9 protein-coding genes are annotated in these 12602 nt (G+C 54.9%); 4 read left to right on the plus strand and 5 right to left on the minus strand.

The genetic code is table 11. The features are described 5' to 3' along the window. The first annotated feature begins 161 nt into the window (after positions 1 to 161). The gene (locus DBR37_RS13155) at positions 162 to 1892 is read left to right on the plus strand and encodes a methyl-accepting chemotaxis protein (RefSeq protein ID WP_124574937.1); all 1731 of its coding nucleotides are present in this window, start codon (positions 162 to 164) and stop codon (positions 1890 to 1892) included. Between the two features lie 30 nt (positions 1893 to 1922). Here the strand turns inward: DBR37_RS13155 and rarD are convergent, their stop codons facing one another. Next, entirely contained in the window at positions 1923 to 2810 is an 888-nt protein-coding gene (gene rarD, locus DBR37_RS13160) for an EamA family transporter RarD (protein ID WP_124574938.1), read from the minus strand. A 505-nt stretch (positions 2811 to 3315) separates the two neighbouring features. Here rarD and DBR37_RS13165 point away from each other — a divergent pair. Next, on the plus strand, positions 3316 to 4941 hold the full coding sequence (locus tag DBR37_RS13165; RefSeq protein WP_124574939.1) for an ATP-binding protein: 1626 nt from the start codon (positions 3316 to 3318) through the stop codon (positions 4939 to 4941). A 70-nt stretch (positions 4942 to 5011) separates the two neighbouring features. Here DBR37_RS13165 and DBR37_RS13170 read toward each other — a convergent pair whose 3' ends face one another. From DBR37_RS13170 to DBR37_RS13185, 4 genes are all read right to left on the minus strand, one after another. Further along, a complete protein-coding gene (locus DBR37_RS13170; protein WP_124574940.1) occupies positions 5012 to 6715 on the minus strand; it encodes a carbon-nitrogen hydrolase family protein in 1704 nt (567 codons plus the stop codon). A 156-nt stretch (positions 6716 to 6871) separates the two neighbouring features. After that, complete coding sequence (locus tag DBR37_RS13175; RefSeq protein ID WP_124574941.1) at positions 6872 to 7855, minus strand: ABC transporter substrate-binding protein; 984 nt, start codon at positions 7853 to 7855, stop codon at positions 6872 to 6874. A gap of 26 nt (positions 7856 to 7881) precedes the next feature. After that, positions 7882 to 8667, minus strand: coding sequence for an ABC transporter permease (locus DBR37_RS13180; RefSeq protein WP_124574942.1), 786 nt, complete (start codon positions 8665 to 8667; stop codon positions 7882 to 7884). Beyond that, a complete protein-coding gene (locus DBR37_RS13185; RefSeq protein WP_233588382.1) occupies positions 8664 to 9458 on the minus strand; it encodes an ABC transporter ATP-binding protein in 795 nt (264 codons plus the stop codon). Before DBR37_RS13185 ends, DBR37_RS13180 begins: the two co-directional genes overlap by 4 nt. 577 nt (positions 9459 to 10035) lie before the next feature. Between DBR37_RS13185 and DBR37_RS13190 the strand changes: the two genes are divergently transcribed. Together DBR37_RS13190 and DBR37_RS13195 are read left to right on the plus strand one after the other, a co-directional pair. Further along, positions 10036 to 11700 (plus strand): sigma-54-dependent Fis family transcriptional regulator, encoded by a 1665-nt coding sequence (locus tag DBR37_RS13190; RefSeq protein WP_233588377.1) that lies wholly within the window; start codon positions 10036 to 10038, stop codon positions 11698 to 11700. Positions 11701 to 11979: 279 nt separating this feature from the next. Beyond that, a complete protein-coding gene (locus DBR37_RS13195; protein ID WP_124574944.1) occupies positions 11980 to 12591 on the plus strand; it encodes a MotA/TolQ/ExbB proton channel family protein in 612 nt (203 codons plus the stop codon). Positions 12592 to 12602: the final 11 nt, after the last annotated feature.

Raw genomic sequence — 12602 nt, forward strand, 5'->3', positions numbered from 1 at the left:
GAAATAGTGCATTTGGGCAACTTTAGCGTGCAGCGCCGCGGGCAATTGCCAGCGATTCGTGGGTAACAAATGCAGATGGTAATGGAATTTGGCTATTGAAATACGGCGGCATCCAGAAATAGATGTCGTCATGACTAGTGACTAGTACAGGGAAAATAAAAATGAATATCTTGAATGTAAAAATTGGTGCTCGCCTGGCGCTGGGCTTTGGAACGATATTCATCCTGATGGCAACGCTGATCGTATTGGCCTTGCTGCGATTTAACAGCATAGGCGAAATTAATCATCAACTGGTTGATAGCGACTGGGTCAAGGCCGAGGCAGCGGCGACTATCGATAGCACTACACGCGCCAATGCTCGTCGCAATATGGAGTTGCTGGTGGAGACGGATGCGGCCAAGGTGGCTGCGCTGTATGCTGAGATAGCGAAGAACAAGAAGACCATTGATGAAGCGGTAGTGGTGCTGGATAAGCTGGTGTATACCGAGCAGGGCAAGGCGCTGATGCAGGAATTCAAGCAGGCGCGCGGCAAGTATGTGGCGTCCTTCGGCACGGTCGGGAAACTGGTGGCGGATAACCGTAAGGAAGAAGCCCGGCAAATGATGCTGGCCGAAACCTTGCCTGCGCTGGATGTCGTACAAGGCATCGTGGCGCGCCTGAGCGCGGTGCAAAAGAAAATGGTGGAAGAACGCGGTGCTGTTGCCACTGGTCATATCGACGCTGCAATCCAGATGATGATGGTGCTGGGAGCGCTGGCTGCCGTCGGTGGTATTGCACTCGCTTACTGGATCACGCATTCAATTACCAGGCCACTGGATGAGGCCGTGAAGATCGCGCAGACCGTGGCCGCCGGTGATCTGACCAGTGTCATCGAAACCAAATACAAGGATGAAACCGGACAGTTGCTGCAGGCGCTGAAAAATATGAATACCAGCCTGATACGCATAGTCGGTGAAGTACGGCATAGCACGGAAGCGATAGCGATTGCTTCCACGCAAATTGCCAGCGGCAATATGGATCTGTCGTCGCGTACCGAAGAGCAAGCCAGTTCACTTGAGGAAACTGCTTCATCGATGGAAGAACTGACCGGGACCGTGCGGCAGAATGCAGACAATGCAAGGCAGGCTAATCAACTGGCATTGACTGCATCATCGGTGGCGATCAAGGGCGGCGACGTGGTGTCGCAGGTGGTGGATACCATGGGGTCCATCAATGACTCCGCGAAGAAGATCGCCGACATCATCGGCGTTATCGACGGCATTGCATTCCAGACCAATATCCTGGCACTGAATGCAGCGGTCGAAGCAGCACGTGCCGGTGAGCAGGGACGCGGCTTCGCGGTGGTGGCGGGCGAGGTGCGCAATCTGGCGCAGCGTTCGGCGGCGGCAGCCAAGGAAATCAAAAACCTGATTGGTGATTCGGTGCAAAAGGTCAATGCCGGTTCACGCCTGGTGGACGATGCCGGTAGCACGATGCAGGAAGTCGTCGCCAGTGTGCGCCGTGTGACGGACATCATGGGTGAAATCACGGCGGCCAGCCAGGAGCAAACTACCGGTATCGAGCAGATTAATCAGGCTGTGATGCAGATGGATTCCGTGACCCAGCAAAATGCCGCATTGGTCGAACAAGCGGCAGCCGCTGCTGCGTCTCTGCAGCATCAGGCCGGTAGCCTGGCGCAGGTGGTCGGTGTATTCAAACTGCATCACAGCGACGTTCAGCACGCTTTGCCAGCCACAGCGGTGCCTGTAACAGCGAAGGCTAGCGTATCGGTATTGCCGCAGAAGGCGGCGCCGACACAAATCGCAAGCAAAGCGGCCGCGCCAGCCAGACAGGAGAAGCAGGAAAAACGCGCCGAGCTGGCAGTGGTCGGCGATGAATGGGAACAGTTTTAAGGGGGAGGGGCCGGGATGTTTCCGGCCTTTTTAAATCTTCAGGTTATGACGCGTGTAAACATTCTTCACGCCTTCAACGATCAATAACAAGACTGCAATCCAGATCGGAATATAGGTCAGCCACTGCGGGCCATCGATGGTTTCGCCGAGCAGCAGTGCAACCACAACCAGCAATACAGGCTCGACGTAACCGAGCAGACCAAACAGGCTGAGGCTCAGGGTCTGGCTGGCGATCATGTAAAACAGCAGGGCGAACGCACTGATGACACCGAGTATCGGGATCAGCGCATACAGCCGCGGATAATCGCTCAGCGATGCGATGCCGACATCACCGGCGTAGACAAACCACAAACCTGCCGGCAGCAGAAAGATCATGTCAAACCAGAGTCCGCCGATATTGTTGGAACCCAACCGGCGACGCAGCACGAAGTACACCGGATAGCCGAGTGCGACCACCATGGTTTCCCATGACAGGCTGCCGACATTGAGCAGTTCGTTGGCGACACCGACGGCAGCACACATGGCAGCCAGATTTTGCAGGCGCGACAAGCGCTCCTTGTAAATGATGCGACCCGTCATCAGCATCGTCAGCGGCAGCAGGAAGTAGCCGAGCGATACGTTCAGCGCACGGCCATGCAGCGGTGCCCACATGAATAACCACAGTTGCACGCCGAGGAAGGCGGAAGTCGCCAGTGCACCGATGATCAGGGTCGGGTTTTGTCGCATCCGGTGCAACAGATTCAGGACCAGGCCTTGTTGTCGGCGCGACCAGATGAAAAGCGTCAGGAACGGGAAGGTCAGCAGCGTACGCCAGCCGAAAATTTCCTCACCATTCAGCGGCGTCAGTAAGGTCGAATAAAAATAAAGGACCGCAAACAGGACGGAGCTGGTGACGGAAAACGTAATACCTTTGGACACTGAGACTCCGGATAGATGGTTCTTATAAATTGTTATGGTTTGCTATAGTGGACTGCTTGATTGCGCGGCTAGTATAAAGACTTTCTTTTGTTAGGGTTATCAGCCCTTTCCCTAATTGCAGCGATTCAGTATCAATTTTGGCTGGTGGCCGGATATGCACGGTATTTGGCCGGATATCGCCTATCCGTCGTCCAGTGCCGCCCAGCCCCCGGCTTCACATGCCCAACTTAATGCTTTATGATGAGCGAGGCAATGCGGGAAGGATATGTTCCCAGAGACATACAGCCGCGCACTGAAGACGGGAAGACATGACAGAGGTGGGCTGCTGAATATTGTTTCCGGCACCCAGCATCACACATACAGCAGGCTTCCAGATATGGAAGCCGTTTTATTTTGTAATGTTGCATTGCACACTGAATATCTGTTTTTTGGTTTTCTGCCTTGATTACGCCCGCAAGTTAGGGGCATTTACCTGTGCCGAGCACGAAATTAGCAGGGAGTTGTGATGGATTTTGAAATACCGGAATCGATGGTAAATGTGCTGTTGGAGATGATCGAGTCCGAGTCTCCGCTGGCCAAGCGTCTTTCCGAACATGGCGTCTGCCATGGCCGCATGATAGTCAACAGCAAACTGTTCGACGCGAAAGCGATGAACACGCTGTATAGCCTGTGCAAGGCGCAGGACGACCGTGCGTTGATGTTCCAGATGCTCGCACTGGACAACATCCTGGGCGCGCCGCAGGCACGCAAGATTCCCGACCTCGACAAACTGGTACCCGGCCTCGCCGTGTACTTCTCGCGCGATGTGATAGATGGCTGGCTGTATAAGCGCAACAAGGACGGCGTCCTGTTGCCATGGCTGATCCATCGCCTGCGCCATGTGGTGCCGGACCAGGGCGCACCATACGTGGTGATCGATCTGATCGCCAACACCATGCAGGCGGCCGGACGCGAAGAGTCGTCCGACCTGCGCATGCGTCGTGCCGGTATGACCAATGCGATTGTCATCAACTCGCACGATATCGCCAATCGCACGATTCCTGAACTGCTGACCGAGCTTGGCTATTTCAAGGAATGCCCGGAATTCAAGCAAGAATACGAAGTGCAAGCCAAGCGCTTCCTGAAATACCAGCGCCAGTTCGGCAAGCAATTCATTGCACGCAATGCTGCGTTCACGATGGATGAAAAATTCCGCATCGGCATGCTGCCTTTCAAGGCCGGCACGACTGCGAAATGCGTGAACGATGAAGAAATCCTGGACCGTCGCTTCGAGATGATGACCGACGCGGAATTCTGGCGTCAGAATGGTTTCGAGCAGGGCTTTGAAAAGATACCGCTGCATTGCTATGTGCATCTGTTCCATCTGGAACTGCACCAGAATATCTGGGTGCACGTACAAAACCTGAGTTCCTACGAATACAAGCCGGAACTGCGCGAAAAGCTGATCCTGCCGGTCCAGCATCGTGAGCTGATCGATATCCTGACCGCCGACATGAATGTCCTGATGGAAGATATCGTTGAGGGCAAGTCGGGCGGCACGACCATCCTGTGCAAGGGTGCACCTGGTTTGGGTAAAACCCTGACTGCCGAAGTGTATTCGGAAGTGGTGGGTAAGCCGTTGTACCGTGTGCATTCCGGCCAGTTGGGCATTACCGCCGCGTCGGTAGAGCAAAACCTGTCGGAAATCCTGCGTCGCGCTGCGCGCTGGGATGCGATCCTGCTGCTGGATGAAGCCGACGTTTACATCCGTTGCCGTGACAATGATTTGCAACACAATGCCATCGTTGCTGAGTTCCTGCGTACGCTGGAATACTTCAAGGGCTTGTTGTTCATGACGACCAACCGGGTTGGTGATGTGGATGACGCAATCCTGTCGCGTTGCATAGCCACCATCAAGTACGAAGTGCCGCCCAAGGAAGATGCGATGCGTTTGTGGAAATCGCTGTCTACGCAGTTCCATGCCGACTTGTCGGATGAGTTGGTCGATACGCTGAGCAATATCTACGCGAAGTGCAGCGGCCGCGATATTAAGGAATTGCTGAAGCTGACGTCCAAGTACTGCAAGAGCAAGCAGATACCATTCTCTGAAGAAGCCTTCAGACAATGTGCGGTATTCCGCGGTATTCAGTGAAATAAAGAGGGACATTAAAAAACGCCCGGCATCCTTTAAAGATGCCGGGCGTTTTTATTTTTATCTTGCTTCAGGCTGCCAGTTCCTGTGCGGCTGCGGTGGTGTTGGCAGTAATAGGTTTATAGCTGGCGACGATACGATTGCGCAGCATATTCACTTTCGGGATCATGAATTTCTGGCGGCTCAGTGCCAGGTTCATGAAGCCCGGCATTACTGCACCGTGGCGATTGGTAGCAGGCGCAACGACATCCAGATTCCATAGCGGGAATCCATTCGGCGGCACGATGAAGGAGCCACCCGGATACGGCGCATCACTGCGGTTGGCGGCAATCAGGAAGATGCGATTGTCTTCCGCCTTGGGAACCGTGAGCAGCGCGCGGTCTTGCGGGCGACGCCATGCGCTGCACCAGGCGATCATGTCTGCACCTTGCAGTGTTAGTACCCGAGTCGCTTCCGGGAACATACCGTCATAACCGAGGATGACGCCGAGTCGGCCAAACGGGGTATCGAAGACCGGCAAGGCGCTACCGGCGACACACCATGATTTCATTTCAGGTTCGACATGGCATTGCTGGTAGCGACCTATCAGTTCGCCATCCGGCCCGATGACGACAGCTGTCGATGCAATCTTGTCCTGACGTTTTTCCAGTAAGGGCAGCACGATGACGCAAGCATATTGCTTGGCGATGGCGGCGACGCGCTGGATAGTGGCTTCACTCTGGCTGGCGGCAACGTGTGCTTCGGCCAGGCTGGGCAGCCAGCTGGACGAAGCGAAGAATTGCGGCAAGACGATGACTTTGACGCCGAGCTTGGCGGTGTGATCTATCATTTCGTAGGCGTCGTGCAAGCTGTCGGCCGCGCTGGTGGCGTGGATTTGTACCGCTGCCGCCTTCGCCACACTTTGTTCCGGTACCAGCGGCTGTGCGAGTATCGCTGCCAGTGGGGTATCGCTGACCGGCTTGCCTATGATGCCGTACAGGTCAGGGCGACGATCCAGCACGCGATCACCTTCATGGTGCCATGCTTTGTTCTGCGCCTTGCTGGTATCGATTTCAGCTGTCACCACGCCGTGTGTGTCGTACGGGATTTTGGCAACGACTTCTCCGCCGGGCGCGACTATCATGCTGCCGCCCGGATAGTAGATGCTGCGTTCCACACCAGCCTTGGTGGCGGCAACAAACCAGACGCCGTTTTCATAAGCACGCGCCGGGACCCACATATCGGCCTGGTCCATCGCAAAGAAGTTGGCCATGTCGACGATGACTTCTGCACCTTGCAGTGCCAGGTTGCGTGTGATCTCCGGAATGCGACCATCGAAGCAGATCAGCAGGCCTATGCGGCCCAGTTCGGTATCGACCACCGGGCAGCCGTTCTCACCGAGCTCGAACCAGTTCTGGTCATGTGTGGCGAGGAATTGCTTGTGGTAGTGGACGATGATGTCGCCTTTCGGGTTCAGCAGCAAACCGGTATTGAAGATTTTGTTTTTCTCTTCATTCATTTCGGTAAAGCCGCTGGCGATGAAGATGTTGTGTTCGCGACACAGGTCAGCCATCGCTTGCACAAAGCGGCCATCGACGGTTTCTGCCAGCTCGGCACAGTGTTCGGCAGAGTCGAACAGGTAGCCGGTATTCATGCATTCAGGGAAGACCACCAGGCGTGCGCCCTGGCGCACTGCTTCTTCGGTGTAACGGCGCAAGAGACCGATGTTGATATCGAGATCGCCGAGTTCGGCCAGGGTTTGTACGACTGCTGCGCGGAATGGTGCTGTTGCCATGATGTTGCTCCTTCAGAAAATTTAATTAATGCAGCGGCCCGGCGAGGGCCTGGCCATCGCTGCTTGTTGCGTGTGGTGTTTGCCCCGGAAGTGGGGCGGCAAGGGGTGGAAAAGGGCAAGAGGCGGCGCCGGGATCGGCGCTTGCCTTAGCCTGGTTTATTTAAAGTCGCTGGGCTTCAACATGATTTTTTGTATGTCCATGTGTTCTTTCAGCACACCTTCTTTTTCAAATACATTGACCAGCGCCTGATACGATTTCACATCGTTCGCAGTCAAATCCTTGTTGGCGCGCAGATAAGGTTGCGCGACGTATTGCACCTGGTCAGGCTGGATCGCGGTGTACTTGGCGATGATGGGACGGTATTTGTCGAAGTTTTCATTCGCCATCCTGGTTGCCTGGTCCAGCACGGCGACCACTTTCTTTGCGACTTCCGGACGTTCCTTCATGAACTTGGTAGAGAGTACCGAGACACCGGAATAAAACGGATCAGCGATGAAGGTAGCAACCGGATTGGTCATCGCACGTCGCGCTTCTTTCGAGGCGACGGCGATCGAACCTACCGGTTCCAGTGACAGCGTCGCATCGACGGTACCGGCAACCACGGATGGGATGTGCATAGGCACGGCGATTTCATTGATGCGTACATCCTTGTCCGGGTCCAGGCCGTTTTGACGCAAGATGTAGCGCGTGATGGTTTTCCACTGGATGCCGGGCAGGGTGCCTATACTCTTGCCCTTGAGATCCTTGAACGAGGAAATGGACGATGCATTCGAGACGATCAGGCCATCATTGATCATGCTGACCTTGATGCCACCACCTTGCAGGCCAAAGACTTTGAACGTGCCCGGATAGCGCGATTCAGCCAGCGCCGTAATACCGGCTGCAGCACCCGGTGGCCCGAAGTCGGCCTGGCCGGATACCAGTGAATCGATGATCTGGTTCGGGTTCTGGAACTTGACCGAGTTGATTTCTATCCCGGCTTTTTCAAACAGCTTTTCTTCCAGCGCCACGTAGTAAGCCATGGTTTGCATGATGGGCAGCCACGACGCAGTGACCTTTTCCATTTTTTCCTGTGCCAGTGCGAGCGATGAATTCAGCAGCAGGGTTCCGACGATAGATGCCAAGACGAACTTTTTCATACCATTCTCCAGAATTAAAAATTAAATTAGCGACCTGCCCAATGCACTACCCATTTCTCGAGTGCGATGAATAAAAGATTGAAGCCGTAGCCGACACCGCCGGTCATCAGGATGGATGCATACATTTGCTGCAGATCGAATACCTGCTGTGCATCGATGATGCGATGGCCCATGCCATCCATCGAGCCGATGAACATCTCGGCCACGATGATGACGACCAGTGCCAGCGAAACCGCCATGCGCAGGCCGACAAAGGTTTGCGGCAGCGATTCAAAGAACAGCACGTCACGGAACACACGCCATTTGGAAGCGCCCATCACGCGTGCCGCGAGGATGCGTGTCTTGCGCGAGTTCATGACGCCATAGGCCACGTTGAACAGCACCACCAGCCAGGCGGAGAAGCCGGCGACTGCAATCTTGGCGAAATCGCCTATGCCAAAGATCAGCAGGAAGAGCGGGAACATCGCAGTGGCTGGCGTCGAGCGGAAGAAATCGACCAGCGATTCGATGGAGCGATAGATGCGGTCATTCGAACCGAGTGCGATCCCGGCCGGGATGCCGAACAGGGCGGCCAGGCCAAATGCATACAGTGTGCGATAGAGCGTTGCTGCCAGGTCTTTGGTCATGGAACCGGATACCAGGCTGTCCCACAAGGAGCCGAAAGTGGCGAATGGATTCGGCAGCAGCTTGTTGCTGACCCATGCCGAATCATTGGCGATCCACCAGACTGCTATTAATGCGACCGGCCCGATCAGGCTGCGTCCTACGCGCATGCTGTTGTTCACGAAGGGTGGGTATTGTGTGCTTTTCATTTACGCACCTCGCGTTGGAAGATGTCGAGGCAGCGCGCCTTGGTTTGTACAAAGGCTGCGCTGGAAAGGGTGGCGATATCACGCGGACGCGGCGCATCGAAGCGCACTGTGTCGGCAACACGGGTCGGGCGTTTGGTCAGCAGCAAGACGTGATCGGCGAGGTAGACCGCTTCTTCCAGATCATGCGAGACCACGATCATGGTGACGCCGGTGGCCTGGAAAATTTCCTGCAGTTTCTCGCGTATGAACAAAGTCATTTCATAGTCGAGCGCAGAGAATGGTTCATCGAGGAACAGCACTTCGGGATGCGGTGCCAGTGCACGCATGATGGAAATCAATTGCTGTTGGCCGCCGGAGAATTCATACGGATAACGATTCAAGTCAAACTTCACGTCGAAGGAGGCGATCAGTTCTTCGACCCGTGCGTCGCAATCGGCTTTGCTCATGCCTTTGATGACGAGCGGATATTTGATGTTGTCTATCGCGCGCATCCACGGAAACAACGCTTCGCGGTAGTTCTGGAATACATAGCCGATGGTGGTTTGCTGCAGGGTTTTGCCGTCAAACAGGATGTCGCCGTCGTCGTACGGAATCAGGCCGGCGATCATATTGATCAGCGTCGACTTGCCGCAACCGTTGGGGCCGAAGACGCAGGTCACACGGCCTTTCGGAAAGTCGAGATTGAAATCGGAATACACCGGCGCGCCGCCAAATGATTTGCAGAGGCCGCGCACCGTGATGTGTGGCCGTGCAGTCGCTTCCTGTGCGGCATCGTCGCGGTAGCTGTGCATGGAGAAATCAACGACTGAATTCATGTTTCTGGTTTCCTTATAAAACGCTGCTAGTCCAGGCATGCAGATTTGCGTACACATTTGTCTCAACATGACATCGAGTTATGTTCCTTAACGCAATTGATGTGCCAGCACGAAAAATCAGCACGTGGCGCCGGCTAAAAGCGGGTACTCGGATGCAGGTATTTAGGTGCCGTTAAACAGTGCGTCTTCATAGGAGAAATGACTGATTTTCGGCGAACTTTTAAAGCCCGGTTTCGCGCAGTCTGAAATGGATAAGAACGGAAGCATGGGCGGAGATGACAGGGCAAATTTTCCGACCATCTTGTTAACCAAATTGTTAACAAGATGGCGCTTCCTTTGTTCGTTTTTACTTGAACCAGCGTAGCTGGAATTGTGTTTTTGCTACGCCTCGCTTTGGCGCACGGAATCGCTGTGCCGGAGCGTATGCGCAAAGAACGTGCATATGGCGCAAGTACATTGCTCCAAAGCAAGTAGGTAGAGCGGTAAAACGTAGTTTGGTACTTGGCAGGGACATTGCTTACACAATGTCCGTGATGTCGATAAGAGGTTGGGTATGGAAATGAAGAGCAAGGAATTCAGCACAGGAATCCGGCCGTATTTGCATTCGACGGCACAGGCTGAGCTGTCGAAGAATGTACACGGCATAGTCGACTGGTCGGAGACGCAGCTCTTTGTGACGCGGGAGATATCGAAGCTGATAGGCAAGAGCCTGGATCCGGCTTTTGCGATACGCAATATGTTGCACCTGTTATCCGAATTCCTCGGCTTGAATCGCGGCCGTTTGTTTTTATTCGATGCGCAAAAGCAGCGACTCGTAATCCGCTATTCGTACGGACTGGATGAAGACGAGATCAAGCGCGGCGTGTTCCGTCCCGGTGAGGGGATTACCGGCAAGGTGTTCCAGTCGGGCGAAGTGGCGATCATCCAGGATATTGATACCGAACCCAATTACCTGGCGCGCACGGTAGATCGCGATACGCTGCCGAAGGGAACGATCTCCATGTTTGCCCTGCCCATCATCGTCAACGGTACGGTGCGTGGTGTGCTGGCAGTAAATCGCTTCCGTGGTTTGCATCGTCCGCTGAGCGATGACCTGGTGACCGTGCGTCTGGTGGCCGCACAGATTGCGCAATTGCTGCGCATAGAACATTTGGTGAACGAGCAGGTCGAGCGGCGTACTGCGGCGTTGACAGTAGAGAACCGCGAACTGAAGAAGGCGCTGGGCAAGCAGGCGCAGCACGGCGGCATCATAGGCGAGTCGGTGGCGTCACGCGCAGCCCTGCGCCAGATCACGCAGGTGGCGAATACGGTGGCGACTGTGTTGCTGTTGGGCGAATCAGGTACCGGTAAGGAATTGTTTGCGCGTGCCTTGCATATGGCGAGTGACCGGCGCGAGGCGCCTTTCATCAAAGTGAATTGCGGTGCCATCCCGGAGAATTTGTTTGAGTCTGAATTGTTCGGCCATGAAAAAGGTTCGTTCACCGGCGCGCATGCTGCCAAGCCCGGGCGCTTTGAAGATGCGGATGGCGGTACGCTCTTCCTGGATGAAGTCGGAGACTTGCCTTTGTTATTGCAGGTCAAATTGCTGCGCGCCTTGCAGGAGCAGCAAATCCAGCGCGTCGGCGGGCGCAAGGAGATACCGGTCAATGTACGCATCGTCGCAGCGACCAACCGTGACTTGCAGCAGCTGGTGGCGAGCGGACGTTTCCGCCTCGACCTGTTTTATCGTTTAAATGTGGTACCGGTCAAACTACCGGCGCTGCGTGCGCGGGCCGAAGATATTCCGGCGCTGGCCCGTCATTTCATCGGCCTGGCGAATGACACTTTCCAGCGTCATGCCACGCTGATGCCGGGCGCGATGGAGCAACTGATACGCTTCCCCTGGCCTGGCAACATCCGCCAACTGCAAAACATTATCGAACGCCTGGTCCTGCTGGCCGAACAGCCGGAGATCGAAGCCGAGGATGTCAGCCGGGTGCTGGAGTCGGAGCGTGCAGTGGATGCGGTGTTGTCGAGCATGACAGTCGCTAGCGGGACCAATACCGTGACCCGCTCGGTACGGACCAATCAGGCAGTGCGCGGCGATGAGGTGGAGCAGATTGTGTCGGCGCTGACCGAATGCGGCGGCAATAAATCACGCGCGGCACAAATATTGGGGCTGACCTTGCGGCAATTGAATTACCGCATCAAGGTGCTGCAAATCACCTTGCACAGCTGAGGTCGAGAAGCAGATATGCACCGCCTCATTTTTGAGCGCCAGAAATTTGTTCTTTGAAATCAAGGGCTTCGACTGCTTACACACAGTTACGCACAATGTTATCCACAGAAAATGTGCACAAGCCATGTGTGCATTCTCATGATCGCGTTAAAAGGCGGTGGCATCTGCTTATCTGGCTGTACGCAATGTGGGCAAGGCTATGAATGAAACTTGCTCTCGCAGCGTCAAACCGTTACATTCTCCATCCATACTTATTGAATCCCACAGAAGGAGCTTATTTTGCTCGCCATTATTCATGCAGCAGGCTGGCCTATCTGGCTGTTGCTGATTGCCTCCGTTATTGCCCTGACCCTGATTATCGAACGTAGCATGTACTTGCGGCGCAATCGCATATTGCCGCCCAGCTTGCTGGAAGAGGTGGTGCGGGTTTATCGCAGCGGCCGTATCGATGAGAACGTGGTGACGACGCTGGAACAGAATTCGCCTTTGGGTCGCGTATTGGCTGCGGGTTTGCGCAACGTGGATGCACCGCGCGATGTCATGAAGGAATCGATCGAAGAAGCCGGGCGCGGTACTGCGCATACGCTGGAACGCTTCCTGACGACGCTGGGCACGATCGCCACGCTGGCACCGCTAATGGGTTTGTTTGGTACCGTGGTCGGCATGATCGAGATTTTTGGTTCACAAAATGCGACCGGTACCGGCGCGAATCCGGCGCAACTGGCGCATGGTATTTCGATTGCTCTCTACAACACAGGTTTCGGTCTGGCGATTGCGATGCCATCGCTGGTGTTTTACCGTCACTTCCGCGCACTGGTCGATAGCTTCATCATCGATATGGAGCAGCAGGCTGTGAAGTTTGTCGATATCGTGCATGGCGCACGCAAGTAAGAGCCCGGAAA

It is taken from the genome of Herminiimonas sp. KBW02 (assembly GCF_003852535.1).
Lineage (GTDB): Bacteria > Pseudomonadota > Gammaproteobacteria > Burkholderiales > Burkholderiaceae_D > Oxalicibacterium.

Coding starts and splice junctions, on each gene's coding strand:
- DBR37_RS13155 (WP_124574937.1), top strand. CDS start 162: ATGAATATCTTGAATGTAAAAATTGGTGCTCGCCTGGCGCTGGGCTTT.
- DBR37_RS13165 (WP_124574939.1), top strand. CDS start 3,316: ATGGATTTTGAAATACCGGAATCGATGGTAAATGTGCTGTTGGAGATG.
- DBR37_RS13170 (WP_124574940.1), bottom strand. CDS start 6,715: ATGGCAACAGCACCATTCCGCGCAGCAGTCGTACAAACCCTGGCCGAA.
- DBR37_RS13175 (WP_124574941.1), bottom strand. CDS start 7,855: ATGAAAAAGTTCGTCTTGGCATCTATCGTCGGAACCCTGCTGCTGAAT.
- DBR37_RS13180 (WP_124574942.1), bottom strand. CDS start 8,667: ATGAAAAGCACACAATACCCACCCTTCGTGAACAACAGCATGCGCGTA.
- DBR37_RS13185 (WP_233588382.1), bottom strand. CDS start 9,458: ATGCACAGCTACCGCGACGATGCCGCACAGGAAGCGACTGCACGGCCA.
- DBR37_RS13190 (WP_233588377.1), top strand. CDS start 10,036: ATGGAAATGAAGAGCAAGGAATTCAGCACAGGAATCCGGCCGTATTTG.